We start from the raw sequence: 19837 nt of genomic DNA, 5'->3' as shown, positions 1-19837 counted from the left end.
CAGCGATAGAATGGCTAAAATGGCGCACATTTATGTGATAGAAGACGATACCGCGCTGCGAGACGAATTAGAGCGGCTGCTGGAATTGCAGGGTTTTACAACTGCACATTGTGAAGATTTTTCTTGCGCGGCGGCGCGCGCCTTACAAGCCAATGCCGACTGCGTTGTTCTAGATCTAAAACTGCCCGGTGCCGATGGGCACCAAGTATGCCGCGATATACGTGCTAAATCTGCGGTTCCAATAATAATGCTTACATCGTCAGAGAACGAATTTGACGAAGTGATGGCGCTGGGGCTAGGTGCCGACGACTACGTAACGAAACCTTATAGACCAGCCACTCTGATAGCGCGCATTCAAGGTGTTCTTCGCCGTAGTTCAGCTTCTGCTTTACCTGTGCTAGAGCACGACGGATTGCAGTTAGATGAGGCTTCTGGAACGGTGATATTTGGCAGCAAGCGGGCGGAGCTTACCCGCAATGAACTGCGTATATTGCAGATGCTAATGCGCAACGCCGGGCAGGTGGTTAGTCGCCAACAACTGATGGTGCATCTCTGGGAATCAGATTCTTTTATAGACGACAATACGCTGACCGTAAACATAAATCGCCTGCGCAGGGTGCTTTCAGATTTGGGCGTTGGCGAAGAGTTTATCAAAACGCGCCGTGGCATAGGGTATGTCATATGATGCGCAACTTCGACGAAGACTTTAGCATTCAGCCCAGCTTCTCTGTAGGCAGGTATCTGCGCGATAGATGGCTTGCGCTTATTATTGGATGTGTTTGCGTGCTGGGTGTCTATGGTATGTGCGCAACGCTGGGCGTGGGATTTCAGGCTTGTATAGCGGTTTCTGTATTTATTCTTCTGTGTATTTGTTTGTTGCTTGTGTGTGAGTATGTGCGTCGCGCACGCTATTGGCGCAGCGTTTGCAAAATGAACGAGGATATTCGCCATACTTGCGAGGTTACTTCGCTTATAAAAGAGCCCTCGTTTTTGGAGGGACGCCTGTCGTATGCGGCACTAGAGCGATTGTCTGATTTGTCGAATACCGAGCTTACACTGGCTCAGCGCAGCTCGACCGAATATCGCGAATACATAGAACTGTGGATTCACGAAGCTAAGACGCCCATTGCGGCTGCGAAGCTAATTTTGGATCGCATGGGCGGTGCGGATGCCGATGCGCTATCCCGCGAACTTGAGCGCGTGGGGAATCAGATCGATCAGGCGCTTTATTATGCCCGCTCTACCGCCTTGAACAAAGACTACTCAATTCGTCAGGTGTCGCTGGCGCATGCGGCGCGCGAGGCGTGCAAGCGCCAAGCGCGATTCCTTATAGAGAAGCAAACCATTCCGTCTATAGATATATCAGACGATGTGCAAGTTTTATCCGACGAGCCTTGGCTTGTGTTTATGCTGGGTCAAATTTTGGCAAACGCTGCGCAGTACGGGGCATCTTCGGTAAGTTTTACGGCAACTGAGGAAGCCGCCAATACGCCGCACGGGCGCACTGTTTTGGAAGTGCGCGACAATGGTTGCGGGATAAGTGCCGCCGACATGCCGCGCGTGTTTGACCGTGGTTTTACCGGCAGCAATGGCAGGGAAAGCGGGTCGGCAACTGGGATGGGTCTTTATCTTGTGTCGCTTATGTGCGCGCGGCTAAGTCTTGGTGTTTCTCTTGCTAGCGAAGAGGGCGTGGGCACGCGTGTTATGCTTTCATTTCCGCACGATCGCAGGCGTTTGCACGAGCAGGGAATAAAATTTTCCTAAAAATGGTCAAAACTTCCGACTTTCCACGATTAAACTGCCCTACGGTTGACCTGAATTGTGGAGGACACTGGGCAAACAGTGTTCAATGATGCCTCGACGGGGGCTATTAGGTGTGTTTGAGTGTGGAAAGCTGGAAGTTTTGACCAAATAAGTCTCCAGAATGCGCTAAAGGTGGTCTGTCCGCACCCTTACATTCTTGTAAGCTGAATGTAAGGTGCTTCGATGGCAACTTGAAAGGCGCAAGCGCATAGTTCTAACTGCAGTTTGCCGGCGCATTTAATCCGGCAGCAGATAGGAGGAAACTATGACAACTGCAGGAAAAGTTGCTGTTTCATTAGCGATACTAATAACGATAGGCGCACTTGTTGTGTATGAGTCGCCGCGTCTTGTGAAAGCTTGAGGTTAATCATGGCAGAAGTATATGCAACTCCCGCGCATTCAATGAATACTCAGATGCAGCGTGAACAGCCTTTGGCGCTTTCGGTGCATCAGGTGAAGAAGGTTTACGGAAGCCGCGATTCCATAACACAAGCGCTAGATGGCGTCAGTTTCGACGTGGAAAAAGGCGAATTTGTAAGCATTATGGGCGCTTCGGGCAGCGGGAAAACCACGCTTTTGAATTGCGTGTCCACTATTGACAAAGTTACTAGTGGGCAAATTTTGGTGGATGGTCAGGACATAACAACTATGTCGAAGCGGGCGTTGTCAAAATTCCGCCGCGACGAATTGGGCTTCATTTTCCAAGATTTCAACTTGCTTGATACGCTGAATGGCATAGAGAATATATCGCTGGCGCTTACTATTAAGCATGTGCCACCTGCGGAAATTTCGCGCCGCGTGCATGAAATAGCGCAAACGCTGGGCGTGACCGATGTTCTGAAAAAGTATCCCAATCAAATGTCTGGCGGGCAGAAGCAGCGTGTGGCTGCGGCGCGTGCAATAGTGGGAGATCCGAAGCTAATTTTGGCTGACGAGCCCACGGGCGCACTTGATTCGCGCTCTGCCGCCGTGTTGCTGGAAACTTTGGAAATGATGAATACGCAGATGGGTGCCACAATAATGATGGTTACGCACGACTCGTATGCGGCATCGTTTACAAATCGCGTGTTGTTCATAAAGGATGGGCGTCTGTTCAATGAAATTCGCCGCGGCGCAATGTCGCGCGAGGAATTTTTCGCACGCATTATGGAGGTAGTGTCGTTTCTTGGGGGCGAGGTAGGTCATGCTGCTTAAACTGGCTTGGCGCAACATTCGTCATTCGGTGCGCGACTATACTATCTATTTTCTAACGCTTTTATTTGGCGTTGCGGTGTTTTACGCATTTAATTCCATTGGCAGTCAAGAGGTAATGTTCGACTTAGAATCGCAAGCCGACGTGCGCCAATTTGAAACAACGCAAGTATTTATGGGCATGTTTTCGTGGCTTATCGCGTGTGTGCTGGGATTTCTGATTCTGTATTCGAATGGATTTCTTATAAAACGCCGGAAGCGCGAATTTGGCACTTATATGCTGCTTGGCATGAGTTCGCGAAACATGTCGCTAATTATGCTTATTGAAACGATTATGGTGGGCGTGGTTTCGTTGGTGCTTGGTCTTGTGGTGGGCTTTCTGCTTTCGCAAGCTATGTCGTTTTTCACGGCTTCGCTGTTTGGCGCAACCATTAAAAACTATCAGTTCGTCTTTTCGCCCGAGGCGCTTGGCGTAACCATTGTTAGCTTTGTGGTTATCTATGTGGTGGTTGCCATATTCAATACGTTTTCGGTTAACAGGTGCAAGCTTATTGACCTTTTGTACGCCGATTCTAAAAATCAGAAAGTGGCAGTGCGCAACCCGTGGGTTTGCCTTGTTGTTTTCATTGTCTCTGTTGGTGTTTTGGCGTATGCGTATCAGCAGCTGATTGAAAGTGGCATGGTTATGCTGGACGACCCGCGTTTTATACGCGCTACAGTGTGCATGTTAATTGGCACGTTTATGTTGTTTTGGTCGCTTGCTGGGTTTGTTATTGCGGTGCTTACGCATGCGCGCGGTGTGTATTTGCGTGGGCTTGTGCCGTTTACCGTGCGGCAGATTGCAAGCCGCGTGAACACAGCGTTTTTGTCGCTTTGGGCTGTGTGCGTAATGCTGTTTTTCTCGATTACGGTGTTTTCCATAGGAATGGGTTTGGTGAATGTATTTACCGATGGCATAGAAGAAGCGAACCCATATAGCGCTACGTTAAGTGCTGAAATTTATAGCGAAGACACTATGATGGCGATTCGCGATACATCCGAGGCGCCCGATTCGCGTGCTAAGGCTATGCAGGCAGAAGCGCCCGAGCGCTACGAAAGTGGAGTGGCGTACAACTGGGATATGGCGGCGGCGTTGCGCGAGAACGCGCCGCAGCTGTGGGATGAAACTATAGCTAACAACTCGCAGGTAGATTTCTATTTTCTTCCCAGTACAACTTATGGCAACATTCTTGAGCAAGTGGGGTCTGAAGCGCTAGATAAGCTGAACGAGATTCAGCCCACTTTGAAAGAGTCTAATTTGCTTGTAATTTCGCTTTCCGACTTAAATGCGGCACGCGCGCTTACAGGGCAGACACCCGTGCAGCTTCAAGCCGATGAATGCGTCATGGTGAACAACATGGACATTTCTAAAGACGTTGCCGAAATGGTTGTGGAGGCGCGACCTACGATAGACGCAATGGGTACGCAGCTAACGTTTGTGGGCGACATGGTGGACACTCAACTTGAAGACAACGCTATAAAAGCTACTGCGGTTACTATTGTTGTTCCCGATTATGCGATTGACAACTTGCGGTCGCAGGGTGCTATTCCGTCTAGGTCGGTGCTGAACGTAATGTATGCCGAAAACGGAAAAAGCGAAGTGCAAAACGATGAGGCTTTAGGCGACATTATTGCGGCTACGCAGCCGAAGGATATGGGCGGTTTCGAGAAAGGCACTTCGGGTGCCGATGATAAATGGGCAAGTTTATTGTGGCCGGTTACGCGGGTGCTAACTGCGCATGAAATGATTACTCAATCGGGTGGTCTGAAGATGCTGATAACCTATTTGGCGCTATATATCGGCTTTGTTTTCCTTATTTCTACTGCGGCTATTTTGGCTGTACAGCAGTTGTCGCAAACTACCGATTCGCTGCCGCGCTATCGCATGCTGTCGCGTATTGGATGTAGTCAGCGCATGATAAATCGTTCGCTTTTGGTGCAGCTGGTCGTTTACTTCTTGCTTCCATTAGTGGTTGCAGTGTGTCATTCCGCATGCGCTATTGGAGTTATGTCAGAGCAGCTGTTCGACGCTTTGGGTGTGTCTGTGGTAGAGCCCATTGCTATGGCGGCTGCGTTTGTGGGGGTTATTTATGGCGGGTACATGCTGGTCACGTATCTAACTAGTCGCAATGTGGTGAAAGGCGCTAAGTAGACACTTCATGTATAAAGAATCGGGGAAGCTTCATTCAGAAGCTGCACAGCCTTCATTTTGCTTCCTCGATTCTGCCTATGCGGCGTACATTGGGATTGAATTAGCAATTTGATTGTTGTTTGACTAATCTATTGCGAAACTCTACAGAATCTGTCTTAGTTTGCTATAAATCTAAGTGACGTATGAAATCTGATCTACTATAAAGTATCCTATCGATTTCTATTGCGTTTTCGGTCAAACGAAAAAACGCAATATAGTTGCACGCTGGACAAAAACGATAGTCCGTACTGCTTCCATCGTCTAATACATAATGAGTGCAAGCTTCAGCAGTAAATTCCAAATGGCGCAACTCATGCCTGAGTTTCTTGAGATAATTTTGAGCAACAGTCTTTGATTTTGAAATAGACAGAATGTCATCGTATATTTTCTGAACATCTCGAATTGCATCACTTAATAAAAGAATTCTACGCCGTTGCATCTAGTACTCCTAATGAGGTTTCGGGGTCTTCTTCATCTAGGAGTTTTTCGAACGCAAACTCTATATCGTAGTATTTCGATTTTCCGTCAAGTTTGTTGCTTTTAGCTTCTGCAAGTGCCGTGTCAATGTAATGGCGATATGCCCTTGCATCCTGATATTCCTCAAATGCATTTATATCCATAAGTACAAGGCTTCCACGACCGTTTTTCGTAAGGTAAATAGGTTCGCGAGTCTTTTTAGCCAGCTCTTCAATATCGCTGAAATTATTTCGAAGATCGGTAGATGGAATAATGCATGGCATATAGAATCCTATCAGTTAAAAGCAATAATAATGATAGAATTATTATATAATTATGACTTGAGTATGTCAATATATAGGTTTGTTCATCAATAATTTGCTGAGGTAATAGTTTTTGCTATTGTTTCCCAGTTCTACGGCTATGCATTCATACTTTATGGTGCGCCTTTTTTGCAAAGAGTAGTTGGTTCCATTTTGCGGTTTGCAGATTACGTAAAAATTTACAGGAGCGAATTTGACAATCGCACTCTGTTGTCTCACCTTAATGGGAAGTTCAGCGGTACAATGTGCGCATGCATAATTCTTTTGCGGACATACGTGAGAAAGCAGCACCTGCCCTACGCGGTATGGGGATGCTTATTCTGGCGCTCTTTAGTTTTATTGTGGCGCTTTGGATTCTTATGGCTGTAGTTCGCGTTCTTGTTCCTGCAGGATAGTTAAGCGCATCTATGTGGCAGCGTTTCACATTTGACGACCTGCGAGCAGTCGGACACTACTTAGGAATGTTGGTGTTATTTTCCGCATTGTTAATGGTGGTGCCTCTTGTTACTGCGCTGGTGTTTCAGGAATGGGATCCGGCGGCTCGCTACTTTTACTCTATAGGTATTGCGCTGGTTGTTGGTTCGGCATTGCGCTTCTGCCGCATTCAGCCGGGGCGCTTAAACCGTCAGCAAGCTATAGCGGTTGTGGGTCTTGCGTGGATTGTGCTGGGAATTTTCTGCTCTATTCCGCTTTACTTTTCGGGGCACTACACTACATATTTAGACGCGGTTTTCGACGGCGTATCGGGTCTAACCACAACAGGTGCCAGCCTAATTGTCGATTTAGATCATCTATCTTACGCAGACAATATGTTCCGCTTTATGATGCATTTGCTTGGCGGTTTAGGGCTTATTGTTGTGGCGCTTTCGCTTGGGATATTTGGCAAGCGCATAGGCAGCGCGCTTTACAGGTCGGAAGGTCGCAATGAACATGTGGTGCCAAACGTAGTGCAAACCACACGCTTCATTAGCAAAATAACCGCTATTGTAATTATTGTTGCCACCATTGTTGTCACCGTGCTTATGTTGCTTGATGGCATGGAGCCTGCTCGTGCGCTGCTGCATGCGTTTTGGACATCTATTTCGGGCTTTGTAACCGGCGGTTTCACCCCAATGCAGCAATCAATTATGTATTACCACTCGTTTTCCATCGAAGTTGTAATGATGATTCTGATGCTGATGGGTTCTATCAGTTTCGTTATCTACGCCGATGTGTGGAAAGGCGACACGAAAACATTTTTCCGCGACATAGAAACGCGCACAACAATAATCTGGCTAGCTGTTATGCTTTGCGTACTTACAGCGGCACTTGCGGGTAGCACATTGTTTTCGAACTTATCTGCCATGCTTAGGCGCGGCACATTCATGCTGATATCCGCTATGACTACCACTGGATTTTCCGTAGTAACCACAAACCAGCTGTTAAGCGTTTTTACCTCGGGTGCATTTCTGGCGATAGCCATTGTTATGGCTGTAGGCGCTAGTGCTGGGTCAACGGCTGGCGGTATAAAGTTGTATCGCGTGGGAATAATTGCGAAATCGATAGTGGCAACCATTAAAGAAACCATTGCGCCCGACAGCGCGCGCGTGGTGGTGTCGTACAGCCATTTGGGGCGGCGCATTTTAACGCCGGATGCCGTGAAAGAGGCTATGACCGTTTTTATTTTGTATGTAACAACGTATGCGATTGGGACATTGGTGGGCATTGCTCATGGCTACGAAGCTACGCAAGCCATTTTTGAATCGGTTGCTATGACATCGAACGGCGGCATAACCACTGGTGTGGCGGCTCCGGGCATGCCGTGGACATTAGAGTTATTTTACATTTTCCAAATGTGGGTGGGTCGTTTGGAGTTTATTGCGTTGCTTGCATTGTTGGTGCAGGTTGCTGTTAGTGTTGTGCCTAGATTCCGCAGACGCAGGGGTGCAGCATGAAAAATTCGAATTGTGTACGGTTTATATGCACTTTGCTAGCGGTGGCTGTTCTTGTTTGTGGCACGCTTACTGGTTGCGGTCGGCAGGTAAAAACGGACGAAGCTGGTGGCATTGCATCCGATATGGGTGCCGAAAATTCGCGAAATTTAATGAACCCTACACAGCTTCCCGACAGTTCGTTTATTTACGACGCTTCAATAGCCGACTTGGAAAATGCCGACTCGTACATGGAGGGTCAAACTGTACAAGTTACAGGTGAGGTGGTTGGCGATTGTATTGCCGATGATTTACAGCCCGATTATTGTTGGATAACTCTGCAGGCTAACGATGGCTCGTATTCTGAGGTAAACGTGTTTATGCCAAGGTCGCTTGCCCGCGTAATAGATACTTATGGAGTTTATGGAAAGCGCGGAACCACATTGCAGGTGCGCGGTACATTCACTATGGCTTGCACGCAACACACGGGTCTTACTGGCATTCATGCCGACCATGTTGCGCTGGTGGGGCGCGGCGCTATCAGCGAATCGCAATTCAATCCAAGTCATTTTGTGCCCGGGCTTGTTCTTATAGTAATTGGTGCGGCGCTAACCGTCATTTATAGATATCTTGGCGAGCGAAGGCGTTAGTGTGGGTATGTCTGCGGCAGACGAAATTGTACAGGGACAGGTGGTAAAGCTTGATAGGGGGCTTCCGCTGGTTGCGCTGCGAAGCGGGCATAATGTGCGCTGCGAGCATTCTACCGAACTTGTAAAGACTGGCGAAAGTCGGGCTGTTATAGGCGACGAAGTGCAAGTGTTGCTGCCGCGCGGTCACGATGTTGGCGTAATTCAGGAAATTCTTGAGCGCCGCACACAGCTTGTACGTAAAGATCCTACAGAGCGTGCTATACCTCAGGTATTGGCTGCCAATTTCGACACAGTGATAATAGCGCAGCCGGTCGGGCAGGTGAATATGCGGCGGCTTCAGCGCGAATTGGTCTTGGCGTTTGAAACGGGTGCGCGCGTTGCTGTAGTGCTTACTAAGGCAGATTTGGCAGACGACGAACTGGCGGTTCGCGAAGTGCGCAAACGGGTGCACGAGCTTGTGGGAGCCGATGTGTCTGTTGTGGTTATGGCGGATGGCGATGCTGAATCGGTTGAGCGGGTAAGGCAGCTAGTGCCTAAGGGTACTACTGCAGTATTGATAGGACGTTCTGGTGTTGGGAAGTCTACACTAATTAATTTTTTAACCGGCGAAGAAACGCGGCGCACGGCAAATGTTCGCGAAGTTGACGGAAAAGGGCGACACACCACTGTGAATCGCGAAATAATCCCAATTCCAGATGGCGGCTGTATAGTGGATATGCCGGGAGTTCGCGGCTTGGGGCTTTGGGAGGCAGACGCAGGCATAGATGCAGCTTTCGCCGATATAGAAGAGTTGGCTGCAAGCTGTCGTTTTCGCGACTGCAAGCATGGGCGCGAGCCCGGTTGTGCTGTGCGCTTGGCGGTAGAGTCGGGCAGTTTGGCGCAGGAGCGCTTCAATACGTATATGCAGCTGCGCCAAGAAACGGCAGATGTGCAGCAGCGTCGCGAAGAGGCGCGGTGGCGGGCACGCGAGAAAGCGCCCGGCAAGCGCAGCCGTAAAGCTAATCGCTAATGCTGCGTCCTAAAAATTTCTCGGCATTGTGCCATGTCATATTCTCGAATTCGGCGGGCGAAAACGGAAGCGATGTGAAGCGTTGGTATTCATCCGCCGGGTTCCACATGGGAAAATCGCTGCCAAACATTATGCGATCGGTGCCATAAAGCTGAATTAGTTCTGTGGTGCGTCTGTTCCCCAAAAATTTCATGCTGCTAGATACGTCCATGAAACAGTGCGCATCTTCCATGTATTCTACGGCTACATCAAAAATAGACCAGCCGCCAAAATGCGCGGCGTTCACCACTAAATTCGGAAATGTGTCTAGAATTTTTCGCATACGGCGTGGATGGCTGAAGTCGTAGCGGTAATCGCCACAGTGCATTATTAGCGGCAGCCGACCTTCGATAGCTTCGTATATACGCATTAGGCGCGCATCGTCCATGTTCACGCGCTGTGTGTCGGGGTGAAGTTTTACGCCAACAAGCCCCATTGCGCAGGCGCGCTCTATTTCCGCCAGCGGATCTTCCATATCTTGATGCAATGTCATAAAGCCGATAAGGTGCGGGTTTGCAGCACATTCTTGAGCGATAAAGTTGTTAATGCTGCGTACTTGTTCGGGGCGCGTGGCTACCGAATGTACCACATGGTGGGTTATTGGCGCTGGTGCGCTGTCGGCAATTAGCGCCTGCGATGTTCCGCCGCACGCATCCATGTGTATGTTGTAGAAGTTGCCAACTCCTTCCACGGCGCGATCGGCTATCTTGGCGGGGTATATATGACAATGACAATCTATTACAGGCATGTAATTCTCGCTTTGTTTATGTTGGCAGGTTTTTTCGATTCTACTTTATATTGCTTGATACTTGGTGGATTTTGCCGCATGGCATTTGGGAACGGTTTGCTTTCAGGCTTTTATTTGGCAGTTTATTGGTGTTGTGTTGAGGTAACATTGATTTGTTAGATTTGCGTCGTGATGCGTGATAGGCTAATTGGGCTAATTAGGTTAATTAGTGCGACGTATGAACTGTTGTGTGAGGAGACTTCAATGATGTATAAGAATCTGCTGGTTGCCTATGATGGATCCGAACCGTCGCAAGGCGCGCTTAATGTGGCGAAGAATATGATTGGCGATATGCCCGATGCGGTTATGCATATACTTGCGGTTATTCCGCTGGGGGCGGTAGGTGTTGGAGTTGAGTCACCCATAGAGCCAATTGGCAGTGTGCAGCAGATTTTTCCCGACATGGAAACATACGAGGCGCTGCTGGCGAATGCCAAGAACAATACTGCAAAAAGTGTGGAAGAGCAGCTTGATGATCAGCTGGACGATTTGAAGTGCGAAGTTACGATAGATGTTGTGGCTGCTAGCAAGCCAGCAATGGGTATTTGCGAATATGCGGAAGACAATGAGATTGACATGATAGTTATGGGTAGACGCGGACTAGGCGCGCTGCGCAGCATGTTGGGCAGCGTAAGTTATGCGGTGCTGCATGAGGCGAATTGTCCTGTGGTTACTGTAAAATAGTAAGGTATGTTTTGCATTTTTTAGCAATAGGTGTAGAATAGAGATTCGCCAATAAAGGCATAACGATGCGGGGTGGAGCAGTCTGGTAGCTCGCCGGGCTCATAACCCGGAGGTCGTTGGTTCAAATCCAGCCCCCGCGACCAACCGCAACAGCAGGTTGGATAATCTGAAAAGGTTGTCCGACCTGCTTTTTCTTTGCCAAAATGCCTATCGTTCAAACATGCCTTGAATCGCCTTGGCACCAATTTGGCACCAGCCTTGGCACCAATTTGGCACCAAACGCATTGTAAGGCATACGGACAAAACCGTTATTATCTGTATTTCTCCACAGTTGGTGTCGCTATGATGAAAGCATCCTCAGCATGGTTTCGCCCTGGCGGTAGCAACGCTTCGCTGTAGCGCCTCCTTTGTAGTTGCTGATGGCTATGGTTCCCATTGCGCATCCTTTGCTTGTGGCATGCTTGCCTGAAAGTGTGGAAGCGGCTCGCATGCCGTCTTTGTAATACGTCCCCATTATAACACCATAAGTTCACAATAGCGTGAACTGATATGATTGAAACGAGACTCCCCGGTCAGCACCAGGGAGTCTCCACGCCGTATGCGACCGGAAGGTCGCTATGCGGTCGCACAGGCCAGTTCGGATTCCGGCGCGGGCTCGGGCTCGCACCCGGCCGGAGCGCATGAATCGCAACCCATTGCGTTTATGGTGTGCCTTATGAGGGCTCGGTCGGTCGCCAGCATCAGGAGCGAGACGCTGTCGAAGCGAACCGGTCGGTCGCGATAGCCCATCCCTTCGCTTCTGAGCCATTGTATGGCGGCCTTCTCGCGCCTCTCGCGCGTGCGCTTGGTCATGCTCTCGCTCGGAAAGCCTTTGCCGACGTCGCGGCGCGCCTTCACGTCGATGAACACGAGCGCGTCCCCGTTCTCGGCCACGATGTCGATCTGCTCGCCGTCCGTGGGTGTGGATGCACGGAATCGTGAACGATGCGCGATAATGGAGACAGACAAAAAAGCGAGGCGAGAGGATGCGATCTTGGGCACGGGCGAGCGGATACGCAAGGCGCGGAAGACGACGGGGATGACCCAGCAGCAGCTCGCCGATGCCATAGGCAAGACGAAAAGCGCCATCGCGAACTACGAGAAGGGCGACCGCACGCCCGACGAGGCAACGATCGCAGACATCGCAGGCGCGCTCGGGATCCTGCCGGAATCGCTTAGGGACCGCGGTCTTGAAACCGTTGTCGACGTGCTGGATGCGCTCCTCACGATGGAGGAGGCCGGTTTCGGCGTAGAGCCTGCGGAGACCAAGAACGGCGTCGTCATCGCCGTGGATCCGAACGCGCCGCATGCGCCGAAGATGGCCATGGCGCTGGAGAAGTGGAACGAGCAGCGAAAAGCCCTCAAGGGCGGCGACATATCGCAGGTCGAGTACGCCCTCTGGCGAGGCGACTTCGGCGGGATAGACGAAGACGAGGCAGGTGAGATGCGATGAACCTGGGACAAGAGGACGAGTACACGGAGTTCAAGAAGACGACCTCCGAGCTGAAGGAAGGCATGGAGTCGATCGCTGCCATCCTGAACAAGCATGGCAAAGGGGTCTTGTACTTCGGTGTCAATCCAGATGGCGAGGTGTGCGGGCAGGACGTGTCGGAATCAACCCTGCGCAAGATAAGCCAGGCGATCGGCAACTCGATAGATCCGACCATCTACCCGATAGTCGCCCACGAGAAGACGCCTGATGGCAGAGATTACGTGAAGGTGGCCTTTTCCGGGGACGATGGGCCGTATACATGCAACGGGAAGTACCGCATCCGCAGGGCAGACGAGGACGTCATCATGTCTCCGAGTCAGCTTCGCCATCATTTCAAGGAAGCCGAGAATCGTGTGAATCCTTGGGATGGGCGCATATCGGACAAGACCGTCGATGACGCAGACGAGGACACTCTTCGCAAGTTCGTAGAGCGCGGGCAGAAGGAGGGCAGGATCCCATTTCCCTACACGAATGCCAAGGAGGTGCTTGAGCGCCTCGGCCTGCTGGAGGGAGACAACCTGCGCAATGCGGCAGCCGTTCTGTTCTGCCCCTCGATCTACACGGGAATTAAGATGGGGATTCTCGCAAGCCATGCGAGGACGGACATCCTCGACCTCAAGCAGGAGGCGGGCATCTTCTTCGATCTCATCGACAAGGGCGAGTACTACATCATCTCGAATATCCGGAACCGCGTCGACACATCCACGGGCGGGCCCAGCCCCGTGTATTTCGAGATTCCGAGGGCTGCGATCCGTGAGGCGCTGATGAATGCCTTCGCGCATCGCGATTGGCAGACCTATGATGCGGTAGTCGTGGACATCTACAGCGATGCGGTTGAGATCACGAGCCCGGGATGGTTCATCGAGGGGCAGGATCCCGACCGTCATCTCTCCGGTGAGGACAACTCGTCCATCAGCCGCAACCCTCTTATTTCCAGGACGCTGTACCGGTCGGGTGACATAGAGGCATACGGGACCGGCATCAAGAGGATCAAGGAATCGTGCGATGCCGCCAACATCAGGGTCGAATACGTGCGGGTTCCAAGCGGGACCAAGCTGGTTTTCCACAGAAACGATGCATTTGCACAAGTATCGCCAGGAGATACAGTGCCAGATGTCACGGTAAATGACACGGTAAATGTCACGGTAAAGAATCCTCAAACGCCGCTAAGGGGCAAGGATTCAAGAAACGCAAAGATACTGGAGCTAATTGCGCGTGACTCGGGCATCACGGCAGAAGAAATCGCTGAAACAACCGCAGCGAGCGTCAGAACGGTAAGGCGTGCTTTGAAGGAACTGCAGGACAACGGAAAGCTACTCCGAGAAGGTTCAGACAAGGCGGGTAGATGGATCGTCGTAGAGTCCAAAGAACAATAGGGCTTAGATAAATGCTTGGTTGCAACAAGCTACGCATATCAGCTGGTCTAGCGTGAGCAGGAGCTATAAGACCGCGAAGAGGTGAACCCTTGAACGATACGTGCGACTCGAAGCCGCTTGGCTATTTTGACCTCAACAAGACCGCCAAGGAACTGAAAAGGCAGCTGGAGACGGAAGAGGACTATCATAGGGCTGCGTCCTCTTGTTTCGACAGCGCCGATTCGTTCTTGCGTACCGTCTGCCTTCCAATGCTCCTCGGAAGATTGGAAGACGTCTTCTGCTCAGCTGCTTTTGCCAACGCATCATTCTCGTGTGAGCTGTTCCTCAAAACCCTATTGCTGTCTCAGTGCGAAACGCCTGGAAAACTGCATAAGCTGGACGAGTTATTCGCAAAAATCGAAGCCGATTCAAGAGAGTCGGTTTTGAGCAGCTTTCCCATGGGCCCAGGAACCCATACTCGCGATCGCGACGAATTCATGCTGCAGCTGCATGAAAATAGAGATGCGTTCCCGATAATCCGATACTGCTACGAGCTCACGAGCTACGCATTTCAGTACGAGTACGTTTTTAATCTAGCTTTGACGCTGCGCGAAGAAGCGAGACGAAAGCTAAAGTCGCTGAGCATCTCCAAGCCAGAGGAGATAATTCGAATCTAACATAAAGCTCCGAGGCAACTGGGGCAATTTGTCCCAGCGGGCATGAGGCTGCCTCAGACATAGCTCGCCACCATCTCCGAAGCCTGCGCCTACGAGCCAGGAGCGTGGGCATCCCGTCTCAGAGCGCTCGAATGATGCTGGTTCGGCATCGCGTTTCCCCGGAATGCGACGAGCGCCACCCGACTCGAAAAATCCACAGTCTGTTCGATTGACGGATTAGGCGAGCGAGTTCATCATTGGATGTCTCACAGTCGAACAAATGTACCTATACCGAGGAGGTGACCCCCTTGCGCGAGCGCGCCGTGATGCACATCGACATGAACGCCTTCTACGCGTCTGTGGCCCAGCACCTCGACCCTGCACTCAGGGGCAGGCCGGTGGCCGTGGCCGGAGACCCGGAGCGTCGCAGCGGCATCATCCTCGCGAAGTCGCGCGAGGCGAAGGCGTGCGGCGTGAAGACCGCAGAGGCGATATGGCAGGCTAGGCAGAAGTGCCCGGAGCTCATCGTGGTGCCGCCCGACTATGCCGCGTACAAGAGGTACTCGACGCTCGCCCGCATGATCTGCTACGAATACACCAACCAGGTGGAGCCGTTCGGGCTCGACGAGTCCTGGATGGACGTGACGGTGCGCATCGACGAGGACGGCAGGACGCGCCCCATGTCGGTGCAGTGGTGGAACGGGGAGACCTATCCAATCGAGAAGGTGGTCTCGGTCTGTCGCCGCTCATCCAAGCGCGTTGGGGGCGATGGTATCTGCTACACCGTTATCATTAACGGCAAGGAGACGTTCCTTTACCACGAGGACCCGCGCTGGTTCGTGGAGGAGAAAATCACAGACGGGCATATCTACTGAGCTAGGACGGGATCATGAAGGCTCTTCGTCTGTTGGCCCCCTTGAGAAGAGTACTTCTATCCGGATGCCTTCGTCAGAGTCGGAAGACGCATCCCGTCGTAGGATTCGGCACCGGGAAGTGCAACGGCGTTGACATGAGTGGAGTTTCCTACGTGGAGCGCTACGATCATGACGGCGGCTATTCTTGGAACATCAATAACAAAGTTCGCGGCGAAGCCGTTCGCGTTGCCCCTCAACTGCGAGCAACCAAGCATAGCCCTTCACTTTTTTTTCAATATCAAACGCATCTCAGTTGTTATCGGGTCATTGCAGCAGCGTAAACGACGTCCTAACAGACCCCGTACCCACGGCCGCGCTCAAGCCATTTGGGTTCTCAATCCTCCCGATTCTGGAATAGGCGTAGTCAGCGGCATGCGTCTCGTAGAACACGACGATGTAAGCATTCTGATAGAGCATCACATCACCCGCCTCGATGGTGCCAGGATTCGTCGGGTCAGACGGGAGCGCCTCGTCGAGCAATACGTACTTCTCGTTGCCGTTGAGCTCGCTCATCTCGCATTCCATTGGAAGCGTTGACGCAAACGCCTTCGCGGTCGGGTTATCCGCTAGGTCGACGATGAACTCTGTGCCGTTCAGGGTGGCGCTTACCCGTGAAGCCCTGGCGGCATCGCGGCTCATTGGTTCCTCCTCATTATTATCGTCTGTCGGCGATTCAGGCTCGCTTTGCGATGTGCTCTCCTCAGTTGCCGGACTTGAGAACTCGGCACTATCGCTCGATGCTCCCGCGCAGCCCGAAACAAGCATGCCGGACAGCACGAATGAAGCCATCAGGAGCGCCATGCATCTTTTGGCCACTCGCTTCTCCTATCTTAGATTGGCACCGAACGCCTCAAGCTCTGCTAGACTCTCAGGCGATGACGCGCGTGACCCGGCATATTCGAACACGCCGCAGTCTTCAACCCCGTACCATCCTTGCAAGAAGCCGTGGTAGACCTTCTCGGCGGCATCGTATACACCATTTGCGTCCGAGTCGAGGATAAGCGCCATCTTCTTGCAGCCCGCAGGTTTGCCAAGCGCATAGGTCCTGTGGATAGCGCAGTGCATCTGGCCGGTGAGCGAGCCGTAGTATATGGGGCTTGCAATCACTATCATGTCTGCCGAATCGTAGAGCGGGTAGATTCGCGCCATGTCGTCTTTCTGGACACACTCGCCGTTTCCTTTGGTGTGGCACCATTCACATCCGGTACATCCGTGGATGTTCATATTCGCCACGTCCATAACGGTCACGTCATGACCTGCCGAAGTAGCACCCTTGGCGAAGGCGCGAGCCAAAGCTGAGGTTCGTCCGTTCTTCCGTGCGCTACCCTGCAAAACCAATATCTTCATCTGCTACACCGCCTTTATTGTCAGGTCATAGGAGCTGCCGAGTTGGCGAAGCTTCTCTATCTCGCCGTCATCCAGTTGGCCCATTACCACTTGGTCTCCATAGGCAGACGACTGCTCCTCGCCGCCATAGAACACAGCGAGCCAACCGCCTTCCGGGTTGTAGTTCAACTGTCCGTTCTTCCAGCCGTTGTGAACCTGCGACTCCGTATAGGGCAGTCTCATGCCGATCTGCCCGCAGAAGTCCATGCCAGAAGAGCCGACGTGCAACGTTACGGGAAGCGCCTCTGCGAACGCCTTGGCGGTTTCGGTGTTGTTTAGGGTCGCGAAAACGGCTTTGGTATCCCCGAATTCCAATTGGACCTTCATCTCTCAGTTCCTTTCCTAGAAGAACAACTTGCCTATCATCCAATCGGCAGCCTTGTTCACCAGCTCGCTCTCGTAGAACACGGTCTGGGTGTCGTGAATGAGGTAGTAGTCGATGTAGTCTAGCTCATTTTCCGGCTTGCAAGCCAGCCGGCGAAGGAGACAGACAGCGCAGCTAAGGCCGCCATGCAGATCCCGCTCCACCCTGCCTGCGCCCAGATCAGTCCTGAGGCCGCGCTGCCAAGGGCGCTGAACACGAAGTTGTTGAAGACGAAGACTGTGTTGAGACGGCTGCTCTTGACGGGGTCGAGGGCCATGACGCGAAGCTGGTTCAACGCGCCCACGCCCTGCACGCCGAGGGAGTAAAGCGCTGCAGCAACAACGACGATCGCGACGGAACTGCCCGCGAAAAGCGCCAGGAGCATGCTCGCGAGCGAGAGGGCTATGAACGCGCCTACGGCAGGGATGCCGAGCCCCTTATCCTGCAGCTTTCCAACGCCGACCGAGCCTGCGGCACCGGTCACCCCGGCTAAGCTCACGAGGCCGATCTGAAAGGTGGTGAAGTCGAAGGGCGCGCCTCCGAGCCGGAAGGTCACGGCGTTCCAGAAAAGGTTGAACACCACGCCGAACACGAGGCCGTTGGTGAGGAGGATCCATTTGAGCGCACGGTAGCGCGAGATCGACGCGAACACGTCTCCGATGAGCCTCCCGTAAGGAACATGCTCCTTGGGCGCAAGCCTCGGCAGGCACCTCCAGATCACAGCCATAAGCGCGAGGTTCAAACCCGCCGCCAGGGCATAGATAGCGCGCCAACCGAGGAGGTCGGCCACAAGCCCGCTCACAGTACGTGCGGCGAGGATACCGATCGTGATGCCCGCGGCAACTGTGCCGACTGCTTTGCCCTGCTGCGATGGATCAGCGAGGTCGCGCGTCATCGGCACGATGATCTGCCCCGATACCGTGGTGATGCCAAGGGCGGAGAGCGCGAATGCCAAAAGCAGGAAGCTCGGTGCGATAGCGCACGCAACCAGGGAAAGCGCAGCGAGAAGCATCACGATCGCGATCAGCTTTCGCCTGGGGCATATGTCTCCCAGGGGAACGATGAGCAGGATGCCCAGAGCGTAGCCGACCTGCGTTGACGTGATGAGCAGGCCGCTGTCGGCAACAGCGATGTCGAGCTCTCCTGCGATCTGCACGAGCAGGGGTTGTGCCCAATAGAGGTTGCCTATGGCCAAGCCCGATGCGATCGTCAGTAGCGCGACCAAGGGTCCGGTCAACTTGAACCCGGGTGCAGTTTCAGCCTTCATTTTGCCGATGTCCCTCATGTGGTGCCTACCACCATCCGAATTGGCTCTGACCCGTGTCGAGCCTGGCGACCTCAGCCATCTCGCCTTTCGTTAAGGCGAAGTCGAAGATAGCGAGGTTGGCCCTCATGTGTTCGGCGTTCAGGGTCTTGGGGATGACGGGGATGCCGCGCTGAACGAGCCAGCGCAATACCACCTGTGCCGGGCTCTTTTCATGGACCTGAGCGATGCGGCCTATCACTTCGTCTCGAAGAAGCGACCTGCTCCCGGCCACGAGCGGCGACCATGATTCCATGATTATCCCGTCATTGAAGCATCGCTTCTGCAGCTCGACCTGCTGACGATAGGGGTGGGTCTCCACTTGGTTGACCATGGGCTTCACACGGGCGCTCTTCAATAGATCGTCGAGCACGTCTCCAATGAAGTTGGATACGCCGATGCCGCGCGCTTTTCCTTCCTGCAACGCTTCTTCGAGAGCGGCGTAGATCCCGGGGATGTCCCCTGTAGGCTCATGGACGAGAAGCAGGTCAACATAGTCTGTTCGAAGATCGGAGAGGCTGCGATCGATGGAGCGCTTCGTATCTGAATAGCCGTTCGTCCAGGTCTTCGTGGTGAGGAAGACCTCTTCGCGAGGAAGCTCCGAAGCCGCAAGCGCCCTGCCGACCCCGTCCTCGTTGCCGTAGCACTGGGCGGTATCGATCGAGCGGTATCCGATTTCAAGCGCCTCGCGCACGGCGTATTCGGTCTTCGCTGAAGAGGTGCGGTACGTGCCATATCCCACCATCGGCATGGCAGTGCCGTTGACGAGCTCTATTGAAGGCGTGGCCGGCGGTGTCATAGCGAGCCCCCGAGCTTCTCTGCCTCGCGCCTGGTTGTGGCCATGCCGACATAGGCAAGGCCATACAGTTCGCAGAACTTCTTTATGGAGTACTCTCCGGCCTCTATCATCCAGGGCGCCGGCGCCGCGCCCTGGAAGAGGAGCGCGAGGCGCTTTCCCCTGAAGCGTCCATGGTCGATCGCGCCGTAGAGGCGGTCGAGCAGGTTTCGCACCGCTCCGCTCAGGTTGTGCCAGTAGACCGGCGACCCGATGACGACGGTGTCCGCGCCGTCCATCGCGGCGAGCACCTCGTCCAGTTGATCGTCATCGAAGTGCTGGCCGTAGGCGTAGATCTTGTAATCGACCAGATCGAGCGTATCGTAGGGTCGCCCTTCCATGAGCACATCCGCCAGCTGCGCGGTGTTTCCTCTCTTGTTGGGACTTCCGTTGATGAATAGCGTGCTCATG

At 52.7% G+C, this 19837-nt stretch carries 22 protein-coding genes and 1 tRNA gene; 14 read left to right on the top strand and 9 right to left on the bottom strand.

Annotated elements, in window-relative coordinates; all coding sequences use genetic code 11:
* Window positions 1-10: 10 nt before the first annotated feature.
* The 4 genes from G7Y46_RS04960 to G7Y46_RS04945 all read left to right on the top strand — a co-directional run bounded on the left by G7Y46_RS04960 (window position 11) and on the right by G7Y46_RS04945 (window position 5185).
* Entirely contained in the window at window positions 11-685 is a 675-nt protein-coding gene (locus G7Y46_RS04960; RefSeq protein ID WP_241157054.1) for a response regulator transcription factor, read from the top strand.
* The gene (locus G7Y46_RS04955; RefSeq protein WP_241157053.1) at window positions 682-1764 is read left to right on the top strand and encodes a sensor histidine kinase; all 1083 of its coding nucleotides are present in this window, start codon (window positions 682-684) and stop codon (window positions 1762-1764) included. Before G7Y46_RS04960 ends, G7Y46_RS04955 begins: the two co-directional genes overlap by 4 nt.
* Window positions 1765-2217: 453 nt before the next feature.
* Window positions 2218-2997, top strand: coding sequence for an ABC transporter ATP-binding protein (locus G7Y46_RS04950; RefSeq protein WP_165252954.1), 780 nt, complete (start codon window positions 2218-2220; stop codon window positions 2995-2997).
* On the top strand, window positions 2987-5185 hold the full coding sequence (locus G7Y46_RS04945; protein ID WP_165252901.1) for an FtsX-like permease family protein: 2199 nt from the start codon (window positions 2987-2989) through the stop codon (window positions 5183-5185). Before G7Y46_RS04950 ends, G7Y46_RS04945 begins: the two co-directional genes overlap by 11 nt.
* Window positions 5186-5649: 464 nt before the next feature.
* Here the strand turns inward: G7Y46_RS04945 and G7Y46_RS04940 are convergent, their stop codons facing one another.
* Window positions 5650-5964, bottom strand: coding sequence for a type II toxin-antitoxin system Phd/YefM family antitoxin (locus tag G7Y46_RS04940; RefSeq protein WP_165062898.1), 315 nt, complete (start codon window positions 5962-5964; stop codon window positions 5650-5652).
* 290 nt (window positions 5965-6254) lie between these two features.
* Here G7Y46_RS04940 and G7Y46_RS04935 point away from each other — a divergent pair, with 290 nt between their 5' ends.
* From G7Y46_RS04935 to rsgA, 4 genes are read left to right on the top strand one after another with little or no spacing between them, the layout of a single operon-like run.
* On the top strand, window positions 6255-6398 hold the full coding sequence (locus G7Y46_RS04935) for a hypothetical protein (protein ID WP_165062899.1): 144 nt from the start codon (window positions 6255-6257) through the stop codon (window positions 6396-6398).
* 12 nt (window positions 6399-6410) lie between these two features.
* Entirely contained in the window at window positions 6411-7937 is a 1527-nt protein-coding gene (locus G7Y46_RS04930; protein WP_165062900.1) for a TrkH family potassium uptake protein, read from the top strand.
* Window positions 7934-8563: a hydrolase gene (locus tag G7Y46_RS04925; protein ID WP_165252899.1), complete on the top strand. Its 630-nt coding sequence runs from the start codon at window positions 7934-7936 to the stop codon at window positions 8561-8563. Before G7Y46_RS04930 ends, G7Y46_RS04925 begins: the two co-directional genes overlap by 4 nt.
* 7 nt (window positions 8564-8570) lie before the next feature.
* A complete protein-coding gene (gene rsgA / locus G7Y46_RS04920; protein ID WP_241157057.1) occupies window positions 8571-9572 on the top strand; it encodes a ribosome small subunit-dependent GTPase A in 1002 nt (333 codons plus the stop codon).
* Here rsgA and G7Y46_RS04915 read toward each other — a convergent pair.
* The gene (locus tag G7Y46_RS04915; RefSeq protein WP_165252897.1) at window positions 9562-10359 is read right to left on the bottom strand and encodes an amidohydrolase family protein; all 798 of its coding nucleotides are present in this window, start codon (window positions 10357-10359) and stop codon (window positions 9562-9564) included. The two genes, rsgA and G7Y46_RS04915, sit on opposite strands and share 11 nt — an antisense overlap.
* Before the next feature lie 243 nt (window positions 10360-10602).
* Here G7Y46_RS04915 and G7Y46_RS04910 point away from each other — a divergent pair, with 243 nt between their 5' ends.
* Window positions 10603-11082: a universal stress protein gene (locus G7Y46_RS04910; RefSeq protein WP_165062903.1), complete on the top strand. Its 480-nt coding sequence runs from the start codon at window positions 10603-10605 to the stop codon at window positions 11080-11082.
* A gap of 66 nt (window positions 11083-11148) precedes the next feature.
* Window positions 11149-11225, top strand: a tRNA-Met gene (locus G7Y46_RS04905).
* Window positions 11226-11697: 472 nt separating this feature from the next.
* Here the strand turns inward: G7Y46_RS04905 and G7Y46_RS04900 are convergent.
* Window positions 11698-12123: a YraN family protein gene (locus tag G7Y46_RS04900; protein WP_206214172.1), complete on the bottom strand. Its 426-nt coding sequence runs from the start codon at window positions 12121-12123 to the stop codon at window positions 11698-11700.
* Between G7Y46_RS04900 and G7Y46_RS04895 the strand changes: the two genes are divergently transcribed.
* The 4 genes from G7Y46_RS04895 to G7Y46_RS04880 all read left to right on the top strand — a co-directional run bounded on the left by G7Y46_RS04895 (window position 12116) and on the right by G7Y46_RS04880 (window position 15499).
* On the top strand, window positions 12116-12574 hold the full coding sequence (locus G7Y46_RS04895) for a helix-turn-helix transcriptional regulator (protein WP_206214171.1): 459 nt from the start codon (window positions 12116-12118) through the stop codon (window positions 12572-12574). The genes G7Y46_RS04900 and G7Y46_RS04895 overlap by 8 nt on opposite strands.
* A complete protein-coding gene (locus tag G7Y46_RS04890; RefSeq protein ID WP_165252892.1) occupies window positions 12571-13989 on the top strand; it encodes an ATP-binding protein in 1419 nt (472 codons plus the stop codon). The genes G7Y46_RS04895 and G7Y46_RS04890 overlap by 4 nt, the downstream gene beginning before the upstream one ends.
* An 89-nt stretch (window positions 13990-14078) precedes the next feature.
* A complete protein-coding gene (locus G7Y46_RS04885; protein ID WP_165252890.1) occupies window positions 14079-14645 on the top strand; it encodes a hypothetical protein in 567 nt (188 codons plus the stop codon).
* 287 nt (window positions 14646-14932) lie between these two features.
* Window positions 14933-15499: a hypothetical protein gene (locus tag G7Y46_RS04880; RefSeq protein ID WP_241157052.1), complete on the top strand. Its 567-nt coding sequence runs from the start codon at window positions 14933-14935 to the stop codon at window positions 15497-15499.
* A 303-nt stretch (window positions 15500-15802) separates the two neighbouring features.
* On the opposite strand, the gene G7Y46_RS04875 is transcribed toward G7Y46_RS04880, so the two are convergent.
* From G7Y46_RS04875 to G7Y46_RS04850, 6 genes are all read right to left on the bottom strand, one after another.
* Window positions 15803-16327 (bottom strand): cyclophilin-like fold protein, encoded by a 525-nt coding sequence (locus G7Y46_RS04875; protein WP_165252888.1) that lies wholly within the window; start codon window positions 16325-16327, stop codon window positions 15803-15805.
* A 36-nt stretch (window positions 16328-16363) separates the two neighbouring features.
* On the bottom strand, window positions 16364-16885 hold the full coding sequence (locus tag G7Y46_RS04870; RefSeq protein ID WP_165252886.1) for a flavodoxin family protein: 522 nt from the start codon (window positions 16883-16885) through the stop codon (window positions 16364-16366).
* A 3-nt stretch (window positions 16886-16888) separates the two neighbouring features.
* On the bottom strand, window positions 16889-17251 hold the full coding sequence (locus G7Y46_RS04865; RefSeq protein WP_165062911.1) for a cyclophilin-like fold protein: 363 nt from the start codon (window positions 17249-17251) through the stop codon (window positions 16889-16891).
* Window positions 17252-17370: 119 nt separating this feature from the next.
* The gene (locus G7Y46_RS04860; RefSeq protein WP_165252884.1) at window positions 17371-18573 is read right to left on the bottom strand and encodes an MFS transporter; all 1203 of its coding nucleotides are present in this window, start codon (window positions 18571-18573) and stop codon (window positions 17371-17373) included.
* A gap of 7 nt (window positions 18574-18580) precedes the next feature.
* Window positions 18581-19390, bottom strand: a complete 810-nt coding sequence (locus G7Y46_RS04855) for an aldo/keto reductase (protein WP_165062913.1) — start codon at window positions 19388-19390, stop codon at window positions 18581-18583.
* Window positions 19387-19836 carry an NAD(P)H-dependent oxidoreductase gene (locus tag G7Y46_RS04850; RefSeq protein ID WP_165252882.1) on the bottom strand — a complete coding sequence of 150 codons (450 nt, stop codon included), beginning with the start codon at window positions 19834-19836 and terminating at the stop codon, window positions 19387-19389. The genes G7Y46_RS04855 and G7Y46_RS04850 overlap by 4 nt, the downstream gene beginning before the upstream one ends.
* Window position 19837 lies beyond the last annotated feature (1 nt).

It is taken from the genome of Adlercreutzia sp. ZJ304, assembly GCF_011039075.1.
Taxonomy (GTDB): Bacteria; Actinomycetota; Coriobacteriia; order Coriobacteriales; family Eggerthellaceae; genus Adlercreutzia_A.
This window is presented reverse-complemented; position numbering and strand designations above follow the sequence as displayed.